Origin of the sequence: Streptomyces sedi, assembly GCF_006335015.1 — a bacterium.
GTDB lineage: Bacteria > Actinomycetota > Actinomycetes > Streptomycetales > Streptomycetaceae > Streptomyces > Streptomyces sedi.
This window is the reverse complement of record NZ_VDGT01000003.1, coordinates 233,141-253,988: the sequence shown is the minus strand read 5'-3', so window position 1 is coordinate 253,988 and position 20,848 is coordinate 233,141. Positions and strand designations below refer to the sequence as shown.

At 74.8% G+C, this 20,848-nt stretch carries 18 protein-coding genes and 1 pseudogene; 10 read left to right on the top strand and 9 right to left on the bottom strand.

All coding sequences use genetic code 11. The features are described 5' to 3' along the window. Positions 1 to 112: 112 nt before the first annotated feature. From moeZ to FH715_RS05840, 6 genes are all read right to left on the bottom strand, one after another. Positions 113 to 1,291, bottom strand: coding sequence for an adenylyltransferase/sulfurtransferase MoeZ (gene moeZ / locus FH715_RS05865; protein ID WP_139641419.1), 1,179 nt, complete (start codon positions 1,289 to 1,291; stop codon positions 113 to 115). A gap of 161 nt (positions 1,292 to 1,452) precedes the next feature. Next, positions 1,453 to 2,388, bottom strand: a complete 936-nt coding sequence (locus FH715_RS05860) for an NAD-dependent epimerase/dehydratase family protein (RefSeq protein WP_139641417.1) — start codon at positions 2,386 to 2,388, stop codon at positions 1,453 to 1,455. Between the two features lie 3 nt (positions 2,389 to 2,391). Next, positions 2,392 to 3,699, bottom strand: coding sequence for a hypothetical protein (locus FH715_RS05855; protein WP_139641415.1), 1,308 nt, complete (start codon positions 3,697 to 3,699; stop codon positions 2,392 to 2,394). Next, complete coding sequence (locus tag FH715_RS05850) at positions 3,696 to 5,270, bottom strand: DUF3492 domain-containing protein (protein ID WP_139641413.1); 1,575 nt, start codon at positions 5,268 to 5,270, stop codon at positions 3,696 to 3,698. Before FH715_RS05850 ends, FH715_RS05855 begins: the two co-directional genes overlap by 4 nt. 183 nt (positions 5,271 to 5,453) lie before the next feature. Further along, positions 5,454 to 6,566 (bottom strand): DUF3152 domain-containing protein, encoded by a 1,113-nt coding sequence (locus FH715_RS05845; RefSeq protein WP_139641411.1) that lies wholly within the window; start codon positions 6,564 to 6,566, stop codon positions 5,454 to 5,456. A gap of 9 nt (positions 6,567 to 6,575) precedes the next feature. Then, positions 6,576 to 7,535 (bottom strand): alpha/beta fold hydrolase, encoded by a 960-nt coding sequence (locus tag FH715_RS05840; protein ID WP_139641409.1) that lies wholly within the window; start codon positions 7,533 to 7,535, stop codon positions 6,576 to 6,578. Between the two features lie 190 nt (positions 7,536 to 7,725). Here FH715_RS05840 and FH715_RS05835 point away from each other — a divergent pair, with 190 nt between their 5' ends. The 6 genes from FH715_RS05835 (at position 7,726) to FH715_RS05810 (ending at position 11,883) form a co-directional block, all read left to right on the top strand. Continuing rightward, complete coding sequence (locus FH715_RS05835) at positions 7,726 to 7,962, top strand: hypothetical protein (RefSeq protein WP_139641397.1); 237 nt, start codon at positions 7,726 to 7,728, stop codon at positions 7,960 to 7,962. 130 nt (positions 7,963 to 8,092) lie between these two features. After that, positions 8,093 to 8,719 (top strand): TetR/AcrR family transcriptional regulator, encoded by a 627-nt coding sequence (locus tag FH715_RS05830; protein WP_139641395.1) that lies wholly within the window; start codon positions 8,093 to 8,095, stop codon positions 8,717 to 8,719. 612 nt (positions 8,720 to 9,331) lie between these two features. Beyond that, on the top strand, positions 9,332 to 9,559 hold the full coding sequence (locus FH715_RS05825; RefSeq protein ID WP_139641393.1) for a DUF3107 domain-containing protein: 228 nt from the start codon (positions 9,332 to 9,334) through the stop codon (positions 9,557 to 9,559). A 97-nt stretch (positions 9,560 to 9,656) separates the two neighbouring features. After that, a complete protein-coding gene (locus FH715_RS05820) occupies positions 9,657 to 10,319 on the top strand; it encodes a suppressor of fused domain protein (protein WP_139641391.1) in 663 nt (220 codons plus the stop codon). 43 nt (positions 10,320 to 10,362) lie between these two features. Next, entirely contained in the window at positions 10,363 to 11,001 is a 639-nt protein-coding gene (locus tag FH715_RS05815) for a DUF6758 family protein (protein ID WP_139641388.1), read from the top strand. Between the two features lie 30 nt (positions 11,002 to 11,031). Then, the gene (locus FH715_RS05810) at positions 11,032 to 11,883 is read left to right on the top strand and encodes a PHP domain-containing protein (protein WP_139641386.1); all 852 of its coding nucleotides are present in this window, start codon (positions 11,032 to 11,034) and stop codon (positions 11,881 to 11,883) included. Between the two features lie 7 nt (positions 11,884 to 11,890). Here FH715_RS05810 and FH715_RS05805 read toward each other — a convergent pair whose 3' ends face one another. After that, entirely contained in the window at positions 11,891 to 12,748 is an 858-nt protein-coding gene (locus FH715_RS05805) for an alpha/beta fold hydrolase (protein ID WP_139641385.1), read from the bottom strand. A gap of 166 nt (positions 12,749 to 12,914) precedes the next feature. On the opposite strand from FH715_RS05805, the gene FH715_RS05800 reads away from it, so the two are divergent. Continuing rightward, entirely contained in the window at positions 12,915 to 14,729 is a 1,815-nt protein-coding gene (locus FH715_RS05800) for a bifunctional metallophosphatase/5'-nucleotidase (RefSeq protein ID WP_139641383.1), read from the top strand. 41 nt (positions 14,730 to 14,770) lie between these two features. Here FH715_RS05800 and FH715_RS05795 read toward each other — a convergent pair. Beyond that, a pseudogene (locus FH715_RS05795) lies at positions 14,771 to 16,460 on the bottom strand (DEAD/DEAH box helicase). A gap of 301 nt (positions 16,461 to 16,761) precedes the next feature. Here FH715_RS05795 and FH715_RS05790 point away from each other — a divergent pair. Together FH715_RS05790 and FH715_RS05785 are read left to right on the top strand one after the other, a co-directional pair. After that, positions 16,762 to 17,520 carry a ferritin-like fold-containing protein gene (locus FH715_RS05790; protein ID WP_139641379.1) on the top strand — a complete coding sequence of 253 codons (759 nt, stop codon included), beginning with the start codon at positions 16,762 to 16,764 and terminating at the stop codon, positions 17,518 to 17,520. 715 nt (positions 17,521 to 18,235) lie between these two features. Next, entirely contained in the window at positions 18,236 to 18,805 is a 570-nt protein-coding gene (locus FH715_RS05785; RefSeq protein ID WP_139641377.1) for a hypothetical protein, read from the top strand. On the opposite strand, the gene FH715_RS05780 is transcribed toward FH715_RS05785, so the two are convergent. Beyond that, positions 18,772 to 19,473, bottom strand: a complete 702-nt coding sequence (locus FH715_RS05780) for a hypothetical protein (protein WP_211367459.1) — start codon at positions 19,471 to 19,473, stop codon at positions 18,772 to 18,774. The genes FH715_RS05785 and FH715_RS05780 overlap by 34 nt on opposite strands. Before the next feature lie 170 nt (positions 19,474 to 19,643). On the opposite strand from FH715_RS05780, the gene FH715_RS05775 reads away from it, so the two are divergent. After that, the gene (locus tag FH715_RS05775) at positions 19,644 to 20,819 is read left to right on the top strand and encodes an Mrp/NBP35 family ATP-binding protein (protein ID WP_139641373.1); all 1,176 of its coding nucleotides are present in this window, start codon (positions 19,644 to 19,646) and stop codon (positions 20,817 to 20,819) included. The last annotated feature ends 29 nt before the right edge of the window (positions 20,820 to 20,848 follow it).

The window sequence follows — 20,848 nt, the reverse complement described above, 5'->3', positions numbered from 1 at the left end:
CACGAACTCTCCCGGCGGGGAGCCCCCTCTCCCCCGACCCCGCTGAGACGAGCGGAGCCCACGGGTCCCGGCTCGCGAGACGCGTGGGCTCCCCGGTGGGGAAAGGCTCCGCTCAGTAGACCGGCTTCTCCGGCTCGATCTGGTTGACCCAGCCGATGACGCCGCCGCCCACGTGGACCGCGTCGGCGAAGCCGGCGTCCTTCAGGACGGCCAGCACCTCGGCGGAGCGGACGCCCGTCTTGCAGTGCAGGACGATCCGGCGGTCCTGCGGCAGGTCGCCCAGGGCGTCGCCCATCAGGAAGTCGTTCTTCGGGACCAGTCGGGCGCCGGGGATCGAGACGATCTCGTACTCGTTGGGCTCCCGGACGTCGATGATGTCGATCTTCTCGTCGGCGTCGATCCACTCCTTGAGCTGCCCCGGCGTGATCGTGGACTCCCGCGCGGCGGCCTGCGCCTCGTCGGAGACCACGCCGCAGAACGCCTCGTAGTCGATCAGCTCGGTGACCGTCGGGTTCTCGCCGCAGACCGCGCAGTCGGGGTCCTTGCGGATCTTGACCTGGCGGTAGTTCATCTCCAGGGCGTCGTAGACCATCAGCCGCCCCACCAGCGGGTCGCCCACGCCGGCCAGCAGCTTGATCGCCTCGTTGACCTGGATCGAACCGATCGAGGCGCAGAGCACGCCGAGCACGCCGCCCTCGGCGCAGGAGGGGACCATGCCGGGGGGCGGGGGCTCCGGGTAGAGGCAGCGGTAGCAGGGGCCGTGCTCGGCCCAGAAGACCGAGGCCTGGCCGTCGAAGCGGTAGATCGAGCCCCAGACATACGGCTTGCCGAGCAGCACGCAGGCGTCGTTGACCAGGTAGCGGGTCGCGAAGTTGTCCGTGCCGTCGACGATCAGGTCGTAGTCGGCGAAGATCTCCATCACGTTGGAGGAGTCCAGCCGCTCCTGGTGCAGGTTGACCTGGACGTTCGGGTTGATCCCCAGCACGGTGTCCCGCGCCGACTCCGCCTTGGGGCGGCCGATGTCGGCCTGGCTGTGGATGACCTGCCGTTGCAGGTTCGACTCGTCGACCTCGTCGAACTCGACGATCCCCAGCGTCCCGACGCCCGCAGCCGCCAGGTACATCAACGCGGGGGAACCGAGGCCGCCGGCGCCCACGCAGAGCACCCTGGCGTTCTTCAACCGCTTCTGACCCGCCATCCCCACGTCGGGGATGATCAGGTGGCGGGAGTACCTGCGGACCTCATCGACGGTTAGTTCGGCGGCCGGCTCTACCAGCGGGGGCAGCGACACGGGGACTCCGTAGGGTCATAGGGACACGCGTTCTGTCGTTCAACACTGCCACGGACGGTCTCATTCCAAGACCCCGGTCCCAGCACGCGAGACGGGCCCGTCCGGCGTCGCCACCGCGGCGGCCCGGCCGGTCGGGGAGGCACCGGCCGGGCCGCCGGGGTTCACATCCGGCAGGCGGCCTCCATCCAGATGTCGGCCAGCGACTCCTCGAAGCCGATCCTGGCCCGCCAGCCGAGCCGGTCCCGCGCGGTGCGCACGTCGGCCTGCTGCCAGGCGCCGCACCCGTCCGGGTAGGGCGCCGCCTGCGGCGTGCCCTCACCCGTCGCCTGCCGGGGCAGCGAGGGGCCGTCCAACTCCAGCAGCGTGCCGCCGAAGCCGGAGATCCTGGCCAACGCGGTGGCGGCCTCGCGCAGCCGGACCGCGTGGCCGGTGCCGATGTTGACCACCCCCTGGGCGGCCGAGAGGGTCGCCGCGTGCACCGCCCGCGCCACGTCCCTGACGTCGACGAAGTCGCGCTGCACGCCGAGCCCGCCGAGCTTCAGCTCGCTGTCCCCGTGCTGCATCGCGCGGCGCAGCGAGTCCGCCAGCCGCCCCAGCGGGGAGCCGGCGGGGGTACCGGGCCCGGTCGGCGAGAAGACCCGCAGCACGATCGCGTCCAGCCCGGAGCCCAGCACCAGCTCCGTCGCCGCCAGCTTGCTGACGCCGTACGGCCCGCCTGGCCTGGCCACCGCGTCCTCCGCGATGGAGGAGCCGTGCTGCGAGGGGCCGTACTCGGCGGCGCAGCCGACCTGCACCAGCCGGGAACGGCAGCCGCTGCGGCGCAGCGACTCGCAGAGGGTGGCGGTGGCGACCGTGTTGTGCCGGGTCAACTCGCTGGCGGTGCCCCGGATGGCGCCCGCGCAGTTGATCACCACCCCGGGGTGCACCGCGTCCAGGAAGCGGGTCAACGCCCCCGGGCTGCCGGTGGACAGGTCGAAACGGACGTCGGCGTCGTCACCGCGCCCCAGCGCGGTCAGCTGGACCGCCGGATCGGCCAACAGCCGGTCGGCCACGAAGCGGCCCAGGTAGCCGTTGGCTCCCAGCAACAGCACTCTCATCGGTCAGACCTCCGGCCTTCCCGGTGACCGGTTCCGGTCGTGGCCTGCGTGACGGGTGGTGCGGTCATCGCTAGTCGTGCTCCTCGCGTGTGAACGGTGCGGCCACGGCCGAGGCGGTGGCCGACGCTGGGAAACTCCGGGTGACGGGTCAGGCGGAGCGTCCGGTGACGGGTCGGGTGACAGGTCCGGCGGGGCAGCCGGTGACGGGGCACGCGGGGCGTCCCGCGGCCCGGTCCCGGGGACCCGCCCCGCCCGGCCGTCGACCGGGCGGAGGGGAAGGGCGCGGTGCGCGCTCGGCCGGGGCAGCGCCACGACCGCGCCCACCAGCAGCAGGCAGCCGCCGACGGCGCAGGCCGCCAGCGGCACGACGGCCGTGCCGTGCGCCGCGACCGGCGCGGCGACGGGCTCGGCCAGCGCCGAACAGCCCGGCAGCCAACCGGCGCCGGCCAGCGCCAACGCCAGCAGCTCGACGGCCCCGACCAGCGCGAGGCCGGCCGCCGCCAGCGCTCGCAGGCCGTGCCGCACCAGCAGCGCGGCGAGCCCGAGCGGCCAGCCGAGCGCCGCCGCCGCCAGCGTGCCGCCGCCGGCCCACGGTGCCCACGGCGGCGACAGCAGCCACAGCGCGGCCGGCGGCACGGCGAGCGCCGCCGCCAGCAGCAGGCAGCCGCGCAGCAGCGAGGCGCGCGCCCCGGCGGCGAACTCCCGCAGCCTGGGCGCCGCGAGCAGCGCCGCGCAGCGGTCGGTGAACGCGTCCCGGCACCAGGCGATGGGCGCCACCGAGAAAGCCAGCAGAAGCGCGGCCCCCGCGGCCGAGCCCGTCTCGTGGTGCCGGCCGACCAGCAGCTCGCCGAGCATCGCGTCGCCGACCAGCGCGTACCCGACCGGCGGCAGCGCCAGCAGCCCGGCGACGCCGGGCGGCGCGTGCCTGGCCAGCACCAGCAGCACGGCGAGCAGGGTCAGCACCCCGCAGGCCACGGTGAGCGCGGCCCGGCCCGGCGCCGCCTCCGGCGGCAGCCGGTCGACCAGCCACAGCCCCGCCGCGCACAGCGCGCCCGGCAGCAGCGGCAGCGCGAGGCGCACGCCGGCGCGCCGGGCGGGGCGGGGGGCGGGCGGCGGCGCCGGGCGCCCGGCCCTGGCGTGCAGCTCCTCGGCGAGCGCGAAGACGTCCCGGTGCCGGCAGCGCGCCGCCGTCGCCTCGTCGACCCCGCGCGCCTCCAGGCCCGCCGCGATCTCCAACGGGTCGACGGCCGCCGCGCACAGCTCCCGGTGCTCGGTCAGCAGCGCCCGCACCGGGTCGGCCGAGGCGCTCACGACAGCTCCTCCGCCCCGGCCAGCACGCCGGGCGCCGGCCGCCGGCCGGGGGCCGCGCGCGCCCAGCGCGGGCGCGGGCGGGCCGCCGCCCGGCCGGCGGCGAGCTCGGCGTAGCCGGCGTCCAGGGTGGCGATCCCGCGCTCGTGGCTGAAGCGGTCCAGGGCCCTGGCCCTGGCCGCCGCGCCCAGCCGCGCCCGGCGGGCCGGGTCGCGCAGCAGCGCGAGGCAGGCGTCGGCCAGCGCGGCCGGGTCGCCTGGCGGCACCAGGACGCCGGCGTCGCCCAGCGCCTCGGCCGCCGCCCCGGCGTCCACCGCCACCACGGCCCGGCCGCAGCTCATGGCCTCGACCAGCGCCGCGGGGAAGCCGCCGCGCGCGTCGACCAGCACGGCCACCGTGCCCGCCGCCCAGCCGGCGGCCCGCGCCGCCGCGCCTGCGGCCGGCCGGTGCTCCACCGACCCCGGCGGGCACCAGCGCACGCCCGGCACCGCGCCGGGCTCGGGGGCCGGCCCGCCGAGCGCCAGCAGCCGCGCAGCCGGCTCGGCCGCCCGGACCCGCGCCAGGGCGCGCAGCAGCCCGCCGGCGTCGGCTTCCTCGTCCAGCGGCCCCGCCGTGACCAGCGTCGGAACGGGCGGGGCCGGCAGCTCGTCGGCGAGCGCCGCCAGCTCGCCCACCGCCACTCCCGGCCAGACCGGCCGCTGCCGCGCCGGGTCGGCCCCGCACCGCCGCTGCCAGCGGCCGGCGCGGGCGTCGCCCGGGGTGATCAGCTGGGCGCCGTGGTACACCGCGCGGGCCAGGCCGAGTTGGAAGCCGGCGAGCAGCGCCCGCACCGGCGCCCTGGCCGCCGAGGGCGGCACCGCGTGGCCCGCCGTGCCGGCCAGCGCCGACAGGTGGTGCTCGCGCAGCCGCACCCTGAACTCGGTGACCAGCAGCGGCGTCCCGTGGAAGTGACGGGCGAGCAGTCCGGGCAGCGCGGCGGGTCCGCCGCCGACCGCGTGGCAGACGTCGGCCTTCCCGAGCCCGGGGTCGAACGGGTCGCCCGCGTACCAGTCGAGCGAGAGCGGGCGCAGCGCGCGCTCCAGCCGTTCGGCGACGGCGAGCAGGTCCCCGACGCCGGCGCCCACCGCGGCGCGCGGCGCCCCGGGGCGGCGGCAGGCCGCCTCCAGCACGGCGAGCGCCTGGTCGGAGGCGAGCCAGCGGGCCAACCCGCCGTGCGCCGCCGCCTGATCGGCGAGCGCGTAGAGCCCCATGGCGAAACGGTCCGCCACCCCGCCGCCGGCCCCCGTGTCGCCGGTGAGCCCGGCCGTCAGCTCCTCGAACGCCTCGCCGAAGTCCCGCGCCGCCCGGCGGGAGGGCCGGCGCCCGGGGGGCGGGCCCCAGAGCCTCCCGGTCCGCACCAGCCGCACGTGCGGGGGCAACGGACGGCGCGGCCCTCTGGCCTGCCGCCGGCCTCTGCTGAGCGCCCGCACCTCGAAGTCGTGCCCGGGCAGCGCGCGCACCAGCCGCTCGCACCAGGCGACCAACTCGCCCTGGGCATACGGGTAACCACCCTCGGTGAGCAGTGCGACGCGCACCGGTGCACCCCCTCACTCCGTCTTCGGGACGGGCCGTCGGGACTCAGCGAGGAGACGCTATGTCCGCGAGGGCGAGGCACGCCGGACGGTTGTCCGCCACGCCACCTGAAGGGGTGAATATTCGTGACTTCGCCACCACTCAGTCGTTTGGCGGTGTCAGTGGCAACGGGGCCGGTGAGCGGCTCAGTTCCCCGGGTGCGGCCAGGCGTTGGGCTCGCAGGTGACGCCCTCGATCGTGAGGAACTTGGTCTGCTGCATCATCACCGGCGCGATCGCGCCCTCGCTCGGGCAGAGCGCGTGGCCGTAGCCCAGCCGGTGGCCGACCTCGTGGTTGACCAGCATCCGGCGGTAGTTGGCGATGTCGTCCCCGTAGGTCTCCGAACCCTGCGCGAAACGCCAGGCGTTGATCATCACCCGCTCCGTGCTGGAGGAGTTGCAGGAGACGTTGTCCTCCGTGGTGTCAAGGCCGGAACGCGCGCACCATTCGGCGGTGGTGCCCGGGCTCGCCAGCGTCACCACGAAGTCGTAGTCGCCCTCGGAGACCCGCGCGAAGCCGCGCTCCCCCTGGTTGCCCCAGCTGCGCCCGTCGCTGAGCGTGCGGTGCACCACCTCGGCGAAGAACGCGGCGTCGATACCGAGGTCCTCCTCCACGTCCACCCGGTACCGCAGCACCCGGTCCGCCTCCTGGTCGACCGCCGGCTCGCTGCCCGGCACCGGGACCAGCTCGCCCGAGCCGGTCAGCTCGGGGTCGAGCGGGAACGTCGAGGCCAGCAACTCGTCGTAGGTCGGCTCCGGCGTGGACTCCTCCGGCTCCGACGGCTCGATGTCCTCCGGCGGCGCCGGCCTGCCGTCCGCCTCCTGGTCCGGGTCGAGCACCGACCGGCCGTCCGCGTCCTCCGCGAGCACCGAGGGCGCGGCCTCGTCGCCCGGCCTGGCCAGCTGCCCGGCGACCAGCACCACCAGGACCGTGACCAGCGCCAGCGCCGTCACCCCCACGAGTGAACGTCCCCGGCTCTCACGGCCGGCCTTGCGTCGCCGCGCCGCCCGGCCTCCGCCCTCGCCGGGCTCCGGCGCGTTCACCTGGGCCGCCCTGCGGTGTCCGGCACGCGCGGGCTGCCCGGGCACCCCGGGCTCGGGGCCTTCGGGCTCGGGGGCGGTGGGCACGGGCAGCGGCTCGACGCGGTCGAAGGCGTCCAGATACTCCTGGCGCGGCCCGTCGCGGCGGGCCCCGCCGACCTGCCCCGGCCAGCCGCGCGAACCGTCGGGCACGGGCGCGGGGGCGTCACGGCGTTCCATCCGGTGCCCTCAGCCCTCCCGTTCGATCCCGGCTCGGAACTCGCGGAACGAGTCGGCCACCAGGTCGGGGTACTCCATCATCGCCACGTGCCCCGCCTCGGGCAGCACCACCAGCCGCGAGGTGCCGAACGCCCGGCAGGCGCGCCTGGCCATCCGGTACGAGACCAGCCGGTCCCGCACCCCGTAGATCAACAGGGTGGGCGCCATGACGCGTTCGGCCTGGCGCCACAGGGAGTGCTGGCCACCGAGTGTGTAGGCGTTGACCAGACCCCGGGTGGAGCGGGTCAGCGACTCCCAGAAGTAGGGCAGCGACTGACGGCGTTCCAGCTCGGCCTTCGCGGCCGAGAACTCCTCTGGGGTGATCCGCGAAGGGTCTCCGTAGCACAGCGACAGCACATCACGCGCGCGCTGCTCCGGCGACGAGGCGCGCGTCACGCGTCGCAGGAGTCGACTCATCCCGGGACCGCCCAACAGCGCGGTAGGCAGCGCCGACCACTGCGGCGGCACCTCCGGCAGCGCGGGCGAGACCAGGGTCAGGGAACGCACCAGGTCCGGCCGGAGCGCGGCGACCCTGGTGGCCACGGCGCCGCCCATCGAGTTGCCGAAGAGATGGACCGGGCCGCGCCCCGCAGCCTCCAACTCCCGGAGCACGGCACGTGCGTGACCCGGGATCGAGTAGTCGCCGCCGACGGGCGGCGGGGAGGCGCCGAACCCCGGCAGGTCGAGCGCCTCACACTCGACGTCGCCGGCCAACAGCTCCATCAGGGACGACCAGTTGCGCGAGGAGCCGCCCAGGCCGTGCACGAGGAGCGCCGGCTCCAGGCCGTCCGCGGTGGAGGCGCGGCGGCGGACGGCCAGCGTCATCCCGGGGCGCTCCACCGTTCTGATGGTCTCCCCCTCGCGGACCCCCGGCCAGCCCTCGGCCGCGGCGAGGGCGGCCTCCACGCGTCGCTCTTCGGTGGATGGCATGCGCGCCATAGTACGAGCACCCACACCCCCTGACACGCCTCCGTCCCCGCCCCGTGACGGTTTCCGTACGCCGCCGTACCCCCGTTGTCTCACTTCGCCCTCTCTCCGTGCGCCCCTCGTCCGTTCGCCCGCACGGCCCGGCGCGCCTAGGCTGGCGTTCACCCGTCCGTCGTCTCGGAGGTGACGCACGATGGCGCAGGAGCCGACCGACCCCGAGTCCCTGTCCGAGCTGCTCCAGGGCAGCCAGGAGGAGCCGTACGCGGAGGAGCTCTCCGAGGAGACGCCCCGCGAGGACGCGGCCGAGCAGCACCGCGATCTGCTGCGGCTGCGGGACACGCCGCTGACCGAACGCGACGCCGAGTCCGACCCGGCCGACGCCGCGGAACAGTCGCGCGTGGTGGACCCCGGGGACGACGAGTACCGCTGAGCGCGCTTGTCCACAGAGTGAAATCCTGGCCCCACGATGCACGCACAGCGACGGCTCGAACGTACGATGACAGCACGGAGAACCACACGAACGGCGCCCAGAGCGCGACGAGAGCAGTCCGGGAGGCGGCGTGACAGCCACTGAGCAGACCGAGGCCCGGCCGCGCGGCACCCGCCTGCCGCGGCGGGCCCGGCGGAACCAGCTGCTGGGCGCGGCGCAGGAGGTCTTCGTCGCCCAGGGCTACCACGCGGCGGCCATGGACGACATCGCCGAGCGCGCCGGCGTCAGCAAGCCGGTGCTCTACCAGCACTTTCCCGGCAAGCTTGAGCTGTATCTGGCCCTGCTCGACCAGCACTGCGAGGCGCTGCTGGGCGCGGTGCGGCAGGCGCTCGCCTCGACCCAGGACAACAAGCTGCGGGTCGCGGCGACCATGGACGCCTACTTCGCGTTCGTCGAGCACGAGGGCGGCGCGTTCCGGCTGGTCTTCGAGTCGGACCTGACCAACGAGCCGACCGTGCGGGAGCGGGTCGACCAGGTCTCCTACGACTGCGCGAAGCTGGTCAGCGCGGTGATCGCGGAGGACACCGACCTGGCGCCCGAGCAGTCGATGCTGCTCGCGGTGAGCCTGTGCGGGATGGCCCAGGTCACGGCGCGCCACTGGCTGAGCAGCGGCCAGAAGGTGCCGCGTGAGGTCGCGCACGGACTGATCGCGTCCCTGGCGTGGCGGGGCATCGCGGGGTTCCCCATCCAGCACTAGCGCCTTGCCGGCGGGGCGCGGACGACCACCCACCTGGCCGGTACGGCACCGTGGTCGTCTCACCCCCGCCACCCAGCATTCGCGCAGTTCCCCGCGCCCCCAAGCAGGCCGTCACCGGCCGCGCGTGAACCCGCACCCGACCGACCACGCCAACCCACCCCAGGGGCGCGGGGAACTGCGCGAGCAACCCGCCACCGGGGCGCACCCGACAACCCACCCCGCCACGAAGCTCCGTAGTCGACCAACCCCCGCCACCCAGCATTCGCGCAGTTCCCCGCGCCCCCAAGCCGCCCACCGCCGGTGAAGGGGCGCGGGGAACTGCGCGAGCAACCCAACGCCGGGGCGAGGACGACAACCCGCCCCGACCGGCAAGGTCAGTAGTCGACCAACCCCCGCCACAAACGCACCGCGCCCACCGCCGGTGAAGGGGCGCGGGGAACTGCGCGAGCAACCCAACGCCGGGGCGAGGACGACAACCCGCCCCCGCCGGCAAGGCGCTGTTCGCTACGGGCGTGGCCGATCGGGCACGGCCCCGTGGCCGGCGCGGTTAACCTGTGTCAGCAGAACGGCGCGGACCATCGCGCACGTGGATGACCAGCGGAGGGACAAGCCGTGGAGATCAAGATCGGCGTACAGCACACGCCGCGCGAGATCGTTCTTGACAGCGGACAGTCTGCCGAGGAGGTAGAGAGCGCCGTCGCCGCCGCGCTCTCCGGCAGCGGCAAGCTGCTCACCCTGGTCGACGTTCAGGGCCGCAAGGTCGTCGTTCCCGGCGACCGGCTGGCCTACGTGGAGATCGGCCGGCAGACCCCGCGTCGGGTCGGCTTCACCCCCGCCTGACGTACCAGGACCAACGAGGGCGGCGGCCGGGAGACCCCGGCCGCCGCCCTCGTCGTGTCGGCACCCGCGCCGCCCACCCGTGGAGTGAACAAACGCCATGCACGCCCCCCGTCACGTTCCCGTGCTCGACCTGGTGGCCGAGCGGCTGCGCGACACGTTCGGTGAGCCCGACGCGCGGGCCTCGGTCACCTTTCTCGGCACCGAACGGATCGAGGTACTCCGCTTCCCCCTCCCCGGGCAGGGCCCCCCGCCCGACCAGGGCACCCCGCCCGCCACGAGCCGCCCGCCCGGCCAGGGCCTCGTGTGCTACGCCACGCTCGGCATGTCGGCCGCGCCCATGGCCGACCCGACGGCGGCGGTCGCCGATCCCGAACGCGGGCCGCGCGCCGAGCTGTTGCTGACGTTGCGCGCCGGTCTCGCGCCGGTCGACCAGGTGCTGCGCCCGCTCGCGACGTTCGCCGCCACCCCTCAGGTGGAGGGCCTGGTGGTGGCGCCCGGCGGTTCGCTGGAGCTGGGCGAGCCGCTGTGGCCGGGGGCCGCGTTCCGGGCGGTGCTGGTCGGCGAGGGGGGCGATCCCGTTCCCGACCTGGAGCTGCCGGAGCCGCTCTCCCCGGTGCGTTTTCTGCCGTTGCTGCCGATGACGCCGGCGGAGGCGGCGTGGAAACGCGCCAGGGGTGCGCCGGCGCTCGCGGAGCGTTGGGCGAGCGCCGGAACAGACCTCACCAGTCCCACCCGTTCGGCGGTTTCCCTCCAGGGGTGAACAAGCTTGACGCCGGCTCACGGCGGGGCGACTGTTGATGCCCATGAGGGGTGAACCGAGCTGCCCGAGATGCGGTGCCCGGGTACGGGCCCCCGGACTCTTCGCCGACTCCTGGCAGTGCCCCGCGCACGGCGCCGTCCACCCGCTGCGCCCCGTGGTGCCGCCGAGCGTCGGCGCGCTCACGGCGGTGGCCGACCGTTCCTCGGTGCCACTCTGGATGCCCTGGCCGCTGCCGGTCGGCTGGCTCTTCACCGGGGTGGTCGGCGCGGGCGACGACGCCGGGGGCGGGCGGGCCACGGCCCTGGCCTGCTCGGGCCCCGGTCCGCTCGGCGGCCCCGGCGAGATGCTGTTCGTGGCCGAGGAGACGGGCGTCGGGCTCGGCGCGCGGTACGCCGGCCTGCCGGGGCCCGATCCCGGCCCCGGGCTCTCGGTGGACGAGCCTCCCCGGGTCAAGGTGATCGCGGCCGGGCGGCCCACGCCGCTGTGGCTGGTCGAGGGCGCGCCCTCCGACCGCGCGGTCTTCGCGGGGGAGGCGTCGGGCATCTGGCTGTGGGCGGTGGTCTGGCCCGAGCAGTCGGGGCTGCTGCTCCACGAGGAGCTGGTCCTGGCCGACCTGCGGGAGGCCGGCTCCGAGCTGGCCCTGGTGCCGTGCGGAAGGCTCTCCTCACGGCTGCTGGAGTGATCGGCCGCGGGCGCCGGTAGGCTGGGCGTCGTGCGCATCGACCTGCACACCCACTCGACCGCTTCCGACGGCACCGACTCCCCCGCCGAGCTGGTGCGCAACGCCGCGGCAACGGGCCTCGACGTCGTCGCGTTGACCGACCACGACACGGTCTCCGGCCACGTGGAGGCCGCCGCCGCGCTGCCCCGGGGGCTGACGCTGGTGCCGGGCACCGAGTTCTCCTGCCGGTTGGAGGGCGTCAGCCTCCACATGCTCGGCTATCTCTTCGACCCCGAGGAGCCCGAACTCGCGCGGGAGCGCGAGCTGTTGCGCGACGACCGCGTCCCGCGCGCGCGGGAGATCACGCGCCGGCTGCGCGAGCTGGGCGCGCCCGTCAGCTGGGAGCGGGTCCGTGAGTTGGCCGAGGGAACGGTCGGCCGGCCGCACATCGCCGCCGCGATGGTCGAGGCCGGGGTCGTGGAGACCATCTCCGACGCGTTCACCGCCGAGTGGATCGGCGACGGCGGGCGGGCGCACGTCGGCAAGCACGAGCTGGACGCGTTCGAGGCCGTGCGGATGATCCACCGGGCCGGCGGCGTCGCGGTCTTCGCGCACCCGCTGGCGCTCAAGCGCGGGCGGTGCGTGCCGGAGAGCGCGATCGTGCGGCTCGCCGAGGCGGGGCTCGACGGCGTGGAGGTCGACCACTTCGACCACGACGCGGCGACCCGCGACCGGCTGCGCGGCATCGCGGGCGACTTCGGCATGGTGGCCACCGGCTCCAGCGACTACCACGGCGCCCGCAAGCCCTGCCCGCTCGGGCTCAACACCACGGCGCCCGAGCAGTTCGAGGCCCTGATCGCGCGCGCCACCGGCGCGAAGATGATCGGCGCCCCGGCGGCGTAGCGCCCGGTCAGGAGCGTTCGGGCAGCCCGGCCCAGAACGCGGCCAGCGCCGCCGCCGTCTCACCCGGGCGGTCGGCGTTGGGCGAGTGCTCGGCGCCCTCGACCACCGTGCGGTGGGCGCCCAACCTGCGGGCCATCTCGTCCAGTTCGGGCACCGGCCAGGCCGCGTCCCGTTCGCCGGAGATCACGTGCACCGGCACCCCGGTCGCCGCCAGCGCGTCGACCCGGTCCGGCTCGTAGCACAACGTCCTCGCGGTGCCGCGGAGTTGCGCCGGCGAGTTGGCCATCCAGCGGCGGCGCTGGAAGTTCCACAACTCGCTGGTGTCCGCCTTCGGTTGGACCCACCACCACAGCCGCCGCTGCCCCAGCGTCGGCAGCCCCGCGGTCACCGCGCGCGCCCGCCAGCGCTGTCCGCGCGTGACCCGGCCGGCGCCCGACGCGAGCAGCGTCAGCGAGGCGAACGGCTCGCGCCCGCCGGCGGCGGCCCGCAGCACCGCGCCCCTGCTGATCAGCCCGCCCAGCGAGTGCCCCAGCAGATGCACGGGCCCCTCGCCCAACTCGGCGGCCTGCGCCAGCACATCCTCCGCCAGCGCGCCCAGCCCGTAGGTGCGCCGCTCCCGGTCGCCCACGGACTCGTGCTGCCCGCGCCCGTCGACCGACACCACCCGGAACCCGGCGGCGGCCAACGGCTCCAGCAGCGCGATGAAGTCCTCCTTGCTGCCGGTGAAACCGGGCACCAACAGCGCGGTGCCCAGCGGCGGAGCCCCCTCGGGCGCGGCTTCCAGCACCGCGAACCCGCCCCTGCGAGTGGCCAACGAGTAGGCCCGCACCCCGGCGGGCGGCACCAGAAACGGCGGTCTGCTCATGCCGGAACAGTAACCGCCCCCGCCCCGCCGCCCGACGGCCCGGCCCGGCGTGGCCGCGACCCGAAACGCGACCGTCACCCGAGGGTGACGCCACGGGGGTGTCGCGCGACGGCCGAACACGCCAGAATCTACGCGCGTCAGGCAAGACCACCGAGGAGCCAGCCGGATGTCCCTAGACCGCAGAACCTTCGTCGGCCGCACCGCCGCCACCGGCGCCGGGGTCGCCCTCGCCGGCGGGCTCGCCGCGGCGCCCGCGACCGCCGCCGCCCAGGCGCCCGCCGACGCCGGCCGCCGCCACCCCCACCGTTTCGAGCTCACCGTGCTCGGCACCACCGACCTGCACGGACACGTCCACAACTGGGACTACTTCACCGACGACGAGTACACCGACGACGACGGCAACGACGTCGGGCTCGCCAAGATCTCCACCCTCGTCAAGCGGCTGCGCGCCGAGCGCGGCCCGGAACGCACCCTGCTGGTCGACGCGGGCGACACCATCCAGGGCACCCAACTCGCCTACTACTACGCCAAGGTCGACCCGATCACCGGCGACAGCGGCACGGTGCACCCCATGGCGCTCGCCATGAACGCCGTCGGCTACGACGCGGCGGCCCTGGGCAACCACGAGTTCAACTACGGCATTCCGCTGCTGCGCGCCTTCGAGGAGCAGTGCGACTTCCCGCTGCTGGCCGCCAACGCGCTGGACGCGGCGACCGAGCGGCCCGCGTTCCCTCCCTACTGGATGACCCGGGTGCGCACGCCGCAAGGGCCCGACGTGAAGGTGGCCGTGCTCGGCCTGACCAACCCCGGGATCGCCATCTGGGACCGGGCGCACGTCGAGGGGAAGATGCTCTTCCCCGGGCTCGTCGAGCAGGCCGCGCACTGGGTGCCCCGGCTGCGTTCCCTCGGCGCCGACGTGGTGCTGGTCTCCGCCCACTCCGGCACCAGCGGCGAGTCCTCCTACGGCGACCAGCTGCCGCACGTCGAGAACGCGGCCACCCTGGTCGCCGAGCAGGTCCCCGGCATCGACGCGATCCTGGTCGGCCACGCGCACGAGGAGATCGCCGAACGCCGGGTGGTCAACGAGGCGACCGGCCGCGAGGTGGTGCTGGCCGAGCCGCTGAAGTGGGGCCAGCGGCTGACCGTCTTCGACATCGCGCTCAGCAGGTGGCGCGGCGGCTGGCGGGTCGACGGCGTCAACTCCTCCGTGCTCAACAGCAACACCGTCGAGGAGGACGAGGAGATCACCACGCTGCTGGCCGAGCAGCACGCGCGGGTCGTCGACTACGTGAACCAGGTGATCGGCACCGCGACCGAGGCCATGAGCGCCGCCGAGGCGGCGTGGCGGGACGTGCCGATCATCGACTTCGTCAACCACGTGCAGGCCGAGACCGTGCGGGCGGCGCTCGCCGGCGGCGAGTACGCGGAGCTGCCGGTGCTCTCCCAGGCCGCCTGCTTCTCCCGCACGGCGGCCATCCCCGCCGGCGAGGTCACCATCCGCGACGTGGCCGGGCTCTACGTCTTCGAGAACACCCTGGAGGCGCGGCTGGTCACCGGAGCGCAGCTGCGGGAGTACCTGGAGTTCTCCGCCCGCTACTACGTGCGGACGGCGCCGGGCGACCCGGTCGACCCCGAGGCGCTGACCAACGCGGACGGCATCCCCGACTACAACTACGACGTGGTGTACGGGGTGACCTACGACGTGGACATCGCCCAGCCCGCCGGCTCCCGGATCAGCGAGCTGCGGCTGGGCGGGGAGCCGTTGGCCGACGACGCCGAGCTGGTGCTCGCCGTGAACAACTACCGGGCCTCGGGCGGCGGGAACTTCCCCGGCGTCCCGGAGACCGAGCAGCTGTGGGCGGACTCCGAGGAGATCCGCAACACGCTCATCGCGTGGGTCGAGTCCACCGGCGAGATCGATCCCTCGGTCTTCGCCGGCGCGGACTGGCGGCTGACCCGGGAGGGCGAGCCCGTCTTCTGACACGGGCACGCCCCGACACGGCGGACGGCCGGACCGGCGACTCAGTCGCCGGTCGCCGGGGTCGCCCCGGCGGCGCTGCCGCCCCGGGTGCGGCGCCGGCGGCGGCGCGGCGCGCGGGGCGCGGTGCCGTCGGCCTCGGCCGCCGCCTGGGGGGCCTCCTGGTCGGCCTTCGCGGGCTTGGCGGCCCGCTCGGCCTGCTCGGCGACGGGCTCGCCGGCCCGGGTGCGCCTGCGCTGCCGCTTGGGCCGCGCGGGGCGCTTCGGCTCGGCCGTGACGGCGCCGGCGGCGCCTCGGCGCCCGCCGCCCCGCCTGGCCTGCGGCCCGCCGAGGTCCTCGACCTCCTCGGCCGCCAGGCCGGCCCTGGTGCGCTCGGCGCGCGGCAGGGTGCCCTTGGTGCCCTCGGGGATGCGCATCTCGGCGAAGAGGTGCGGCGAGGTGGAGTACGTCTCCGGCGGCTCGTGGAACGCCAGGCCCAGCGCCTTGTTGATCAGCTGCCAGCGCGGGATGTCGTCCCAGTCCACCAGCGTGACGGCGATACCTGCGGCGCCGGCCCGGCCGGTGCGGCCGATCCGGTGCAGATAGGTCTTCTCGTCCTCGGGCGTCTGGTAGTTGATCACGTGCGTGACGCCGTCCACGTCGATGCCGCGGGCGGCGACATCCGTGCAGACCAGCACGTCGACCTTGCCGTTGCGGAACGCCCGCAGCGCCTGCTCCCGCGCACCCTGCCCCAGGTCGCCGTGGACGGCGCCGGAGGCGAAGCCGCGGCGGCTGAGCTGGTCGGCGACGTCGGCGGCGGTGCGCTTGGTGCGGCAGAACAGCATGGCCAGGCCCCGGCCCTCCGCCTGGAGGATGCGGGCCACCATCTCGGCCTTGTCCATCGAGTGGGCCCGGTAGACATGCTGAGCGGTGTTGGCCACAGTCGCGCCCTCGTCGTCCGGCGCGGTGGCACGGATGTGCGTGGGCTGGTTCATGTAGCGCCGGGCGAGCCCGATGACCTGGCCCGGCATGGTGGCCGAGAAGAGCATGGTCTGCCGCCGGGTCGGCAGCAGCTCGATGATCTTCTCCACGTCGGGCAGAAAGCCGAGGTCCAGCATCTCGTCGGCCTCGTCCAGCACCAGGCATCGCACCTGGGAGAGACGCAGCTTGCGCTGACCCGCGAGGTCCAGCAGACGCCCCGGGGTGCCGACGACCACGTCGACTCCCTTGGTCAACGCCTCGACCTGCGGCTCGTAGGCACGGCCGCCGTAGATGGACAGCACCCGCACGTCGCGGGCCTTGCCCGCGGTGAGGAGGTCGTTGGTGACCTGCTGGCACAGCTCACGGGTGGGAACGACGACCAGCGCCTGGGGCGCCTCGCTGAGCTGGTCGGCGCTCGCGCGGCCGGCCTCGACGTCGGCGGCCACGGTGACGGACTCCAGCAGCGGCAGCCCGAAGCCGAGGGTCTTACCCGTGCCGGTCTTGGCCTGCCCGATGACGTCGGTCCCGGCGAGCGCGACCGGAAGCGTCATCTCCTGGATGGGGAACGGGGTGGTGATGCCGACGGCCTCCAGGGCCTCGGCGGTCTCGGGCAGAATCCCGAGATCTCGGAATGTGGCGGTAGCGGACAGCGTGGTTGCCTCTTCTGTGTGACGCGGCACACGGCGGCGAGGCGGGTCTGTGGACCGCGCCATGGCTCGGCGGCCCCTTCGGGGGCCGGCAGCGGCCGGCGCGGGACCCGGTCGTCTCGCTCAAGCGCAAGCACCGCGCGAGCGGGTCCCTCTGGTCACGGGCCGTGCGGGGAGCACGATCCGCGTGAGGGCTGGTCACGTTCGGAGCCGATCGGGCCACCGACCGGACACCGCAGGGCCACCCGGGCTCCACGTTCGGGGGCCCAGGAGACTCCAGCTTCGGAATCGAGACCCACCACACCTGGGCGAGTCCTCTTAGCACTGTACCCCGGAACCGGTCACACATGGCAGGGTGCGTTCCGTCGCGGGTCCTGGAGGGCCCGAGGGGACGTGAGGCGCGTGCCCTGGGACTATCCTGCTTGGCCATGGAGACGCCGCAGAACCCCGCCGAAGAAGCCGCAGCCGAACCCGCCGCCGAGACGGCGCCCACGGGGATCGCCGCGAGCGACTGGGCCGAGGCCTCGGCCGACCCGCGCTACCGCGCCGCCGTCGTCGACCTGCTGGGCGCGCTGGCCTACGGGGAGCTCGCGGCGTTCGAGCGGCTGGCCGAGGACGCCAAGCTGGCGCCGGGGATCTCCGACAAGGCGGCGCTGGCGCGGATGGCGTCGGCCGAGTTCCAGCACTTCGAGCAGCTGACCGGGCGGCTGCGGCAGATCGACGAGGACCCGACCGAGGCGATGGCCCCGTTCGCCGCGCCCCTCGACGAGTTCCACCGGCTGACGGCGCCGTCCGACTGGCTGGAGGGCCTGGTCAAGGCGTACGTGGGCGATGCCATCGCGGCCGACTTCTACCGCGAGGTGGCCTCCCGGCTGGACTCCGACACCCGCGCCCTGGTGCTGCGGGCGCTGGACGACTCCGGCCACGCCTCCTTCGCGGTCGAGAAGGTGCGCGCGGCGATCGAGGCGGAGCCCCGGGTCGGCGGGCGGCTCGCCCTGTGGGCCCGCCGGCTGATGGGCGAGGCGCTCTCCCAGGCCCAACGGGTGGTGGCCGACCGCGACGCGCTCTCCACGATGCTGGTGGGCGGCGTCGCCGACGGCTTCGACCTCGCGGAGATCGGGCGCATGTTCTCCCGCATCACGGAGGCCCACACGAAGCGGATGGCCGCGCTGGGCCTCTCGGCGTAGGGCCTTGCCGGCCGTTCCCGGTGACAGCCCGCGCCACGGTGGTCACTCGACGACCGTCCCCCACCGGCCAGGTGGATAGTCGCCCGCACCACGGTGGTCAGTCGACAACCGTCCCGCACCGGCCAGGTGAGTAGTCGCCCGCACCACGGTGGTCACTCGACAACCGTCCCGCACCGGCCAGGTGAGTAGTCGCCCGCACCACGGCGGTCGGTTACCCGCGCAGTTCCCCGCGCCCCTGCACAGCCCGTGGGCGGCCCAGGGGCGCGAGGAACTGCGCGGTGCATCAACGCCAGGCCGCAGACGACAACGGCGCCGGACAGCCAAGGTGAGCAGTCGACCGCACCACGGCAGCCAGCACGACAACCCATCCCCCACCGGCCAGGTGAGTAGTCGCCCGCACCACGGTGGCCGGTTACCCGCGCAGTTCCCCGCGCCCCTGCACAGCCCGTGGGCGGCCCAGGGGCGCGAGGAACTGCGCGGTGCATCAACGCCAGGCCGCAGACGACAACGGCGCCAGACAGCCAAGGTGAGCAGTCGACCGCACCACGGCGGTCGGTTACCCGCGCAGTTCCCCGCGCCCCTTCACAGCCGGCGGGCGGCTCGGGGGCGCGGGGAACTGCGCGGTGCATCAACGCCAGGCCGCAGACGACAACCCATCCCCCACCGGCAAGGTGGGTGGTCGACTGCGGCGCCGCCGCGTCACTAAGCTCGCCGCATGGCGACAACCGCGGTGGAGCACGGATTCGACCGGGCCCTGATCGAGGAGGCCGCGCGGAAGTCCGCGCTGGTCTGGGTGCGGGGTCCTGAGGGGCCGGCCAGGCCCCTGTGGCACGTCTGGCACGACGGCGCGCTGTGGCTCGTCGGCGGCGCCGGCGAGCAGCCGTTGGACGGGCTCGGCCTGGTCCCCGGTGGCCGGGCCACCGTCAGTTGCCGCAGCAAGGACAAGGGCGGCAGGCTCGTCGTCTGGGCGGCCGAGGTCGCCGAGCCGGAGCGGGGGGACCCCTCGTGGGCACCGGCCGTCGCGGAGCTGGCCGGGAAGCGGCTGAACGCGCCGGACACCGCCGCACTCGCCGACCGTTGGGCCGCCGAGTGCACGGTGCTGCGGCTGGCGCCGGTGGGTGAGCCGCTCCAGCGTCCGGGCGCGATGCCGGACGACGGCGGCGCCGCCGCCCCGTTGCCCACCCCGGCGAGCACCCGGGTCGCCACCCCCAGCGGGCTGCCGACCCGGCGTCGCACGCGGCGCGGGGGGCGTCAGTCGTCCTCGGGCAGCACCTCGTCGCCGTAGTCGACGACCTCCTCGTCGGCCGGCGGGTGGAGGCTGAACTCCTGGTCCCAGTCGGTCAGTCGCAGGTCGCCCGCGTCGCCGCCGCGGTGCAGCCGCAGCGGGTAGGGGGTGCCCTCCAGCGCGACGTCCAGGGTGCCGCCGTCGCCCTCGGCCGCGTTGAGCTGGATGGTCCGCACCCCGTCCACCTCGCTCTCCTCGCCCGTCGTCCGTTCGCCGTCGAGGACCAGCAGCGACTCCAGCAGCGCGTTCTTCTCGGTGAAGCCGCTCAGCTGCGCGTAGGCCGGGTCGTCGGGCGAGACCAGCACGTACTTGCCGTCGAGTTTCTGCGTGGGGTCGCTCTCCAGCTCCTCGGGGATGCCCTCGGTCTCCCAGAACGCGGCGTCGGCGCGCATGTACATGTCGTCGCCGACCCGCAGCAGTTCGAAGGTGGTGTCCTCCATGGACACCTCGCCGACCCCGCCCTCGGGGCCGATCCGCATGTCCAGTCGGAACGCGCTGCCCTCGGCGACCACGGTGCCGGAGAGCCGCACGGTGGCCGCCTCGGTGGCCGCGGTGCGGGCGCGTTCCTCGATCTCGTCGGGCGGCAGTTCCTCGACCCCGTTGGTCTCCACGGCCGGCTCGTCCGACCCGCACGCGACGGTGCCGAACCACAGCGTCGCTCCCGCCACGGCGACCGCCGTGCGCCGACGCCAACCCCGTCGCGATGCGGGGCCACGAGCTGTCACGGTGGGTGCCTTTCCTCCGTTGGAGCGCTGGTGGCGGCAGCGTACCGGCAACCCGACGGCGCCGGTGTCCGGGGCGGTCCCTCGATGACGGTGGGGCGCCGTACCATCGGGGCATGGCTACCGACATTCCCCCTGCGACCGGCGCCACCGGCACCCTGCCCACCGAGGACGACGTGCGGGCCGCGCTGCGGCGGGTGAACGATCCGGAGATCCACCGTCCGATCACCGACCTCGGCATGGTGAAGTCGGTCGCCGTCGAGCCGGACGGGAAGGTCGCCGTCGGGATCTATCTGACGATCCAGGGCTGTCCCATGCGGGAGAACATCACGGCGGACGTGACCGCCGCGGTCTCCGCCGTTCCCGGGGTGCGCGAGGTCGCCGTCGAGCTGGACGTGATGAGCGACGAGCAGCGCAAGGAGCTGGCCACGACGCTGCGCGGCGGGCAGGCCGAGCGCGAGGTGCCGTTCGCCAAGCCGGGGTCGCTGACCCGGGTCTACGCGGTGGCCTCGGGCAAGGGCGGCGTCGGCAAGTCCTCGGTGACGGTGAACCTGGCGGCGGCGATGGCCGCCGACGGGCTGAAGGTCGGCGTGGTCGACGCCGACATCTACGGCCACTCGGTGCCGCGGATGCTGGGCACGGACGCCACCCCCACCCAGGTGGAGAACATGATCATGCCGCCCAGCGCGCAGGGCGTGAAGGTGATCTCCATCGGGATGTTCACCCCGGGCAACGCCCCGGTGGTCTGGCGCGGTCCGATGCTGCACCGGGCGCTCCAGCAGTTCCTGGCGGACGTCTACTGGGGCGACCTGGACGTGCTGCTGCTCGACCTGCCGCCCGGCACGGGGGACATCGCCATCTCGGTGGCTCAGCTGGTTCCCGGCGCGGAGATCCTGGTGGTGACCACCCCCCAGCAGGCGGCGGCCGAGGTGGCCGAGCGGGCCGGCTCGATCGCGGTGCAGACCCACCAGAAGATCGTCGGCGTGGTGGAGAACATGGCGGGCCTGCCCTGCCCGCACTGCGGCGAGATGGTGGACGTCTTCGGCACCGGCGGCGGCCAGCGGGTGGCCGAGGGGCTGACCAGGACGACCGGCGCCGAGGTGCCGGTGCTGGGCAGCATCCCGATCGACGTGCGGCTGCGGGAGGGCGGCGACGACGGCCGCCCGGTGGTGCTCTCCGACCCGGACTCGCCCGCCGGGTCGGCGCTGCGCTCGATCGCGTCCTCGTTGGGTGCCCGGCAGCGGGGGCTGGCCGGGATGTCGCTCGGCATCACCCCGCGCGGCAAGTTCTGACGGCCTCGCGGGGCACGGCGGTGGTGCGC

Coding starts and splice junctions, on each gene's coding strand:
- FH715_RS05835 (WP_139641397.1), top strand. CDS start 7,726: ATGGCGCAGGAGCCGACCGACCCCGAGTCCCTGTCCGAGCTGCTCCAG.
- FH715_RS05785 (WP_139641377.1), top strand. CDS start 18,236: ATGGCGACAACCGCGGTGGAGCACGGATTCGACCGGGCCCTGATCGAG.
- FH715_RS05775 (WP_139641373.1), top strand. CDS start 19,644: ATGGCTACCGACATTCCCCCTGCGACCGGCGCCACCGGCACCCTGCCC.
- FH715_RS05800 (WP_139641383.1), top strand. CDS start 12,915: ATGTCCCTAGACCGCAGAACCTTCGTCGGCCGCACCGCCGCCACCGGC.
- FH715_RS05805 (WP_139641385.1), bottom strand. CDS start 12,748: ATGAGCAGACCGCCGTTTCTGGTGCCGCCCGCCGGGGTGCGGGCCTAC.
- FH715_RS05815 (WP_139641388.1), top strand. CDS start 10,363: ATGAGGGGTGAACCGAGCTGCCCGAGATGCGGTGCCCGGGTACGGGCC.
- FH715_RS05790 (WP_139641379.1), top strand. CDS start 16,762: ATGGAGACGCCGCAGAACCCCGCCGAAGAAGCCGCAGCCGAACCCGCC.
- FH715_RS05820 (WP_139641391.1), top strand. CDS start 9,657: ATGCACGCCCCCCGTCACGTTCCCGTGCTCGACCTGGTGGCCGAGCGG.
- FH715_RS05840 (WP_139641409.1), bottom strand. CDS start 7,535: ATGCCATCCACCGAAGAGCGACGCGTGGAGGCCGCCCTCGCCGCGGCC.
- FH715_RS05860 (WP_139641417.1), bottom strand. CDS start 2,388: ATGAGAGTGCTGTTGCTGGGAGCCAACGGCTACCTGGGCCGCTTCGTG.
- FH715_RS05845 (WP_139641411.1), bottom strand. CDS start 6,566: ATGGAACGCCGTGACGCCCCCGCGCCCGTGCCCGACGGTTCGCGCGGC.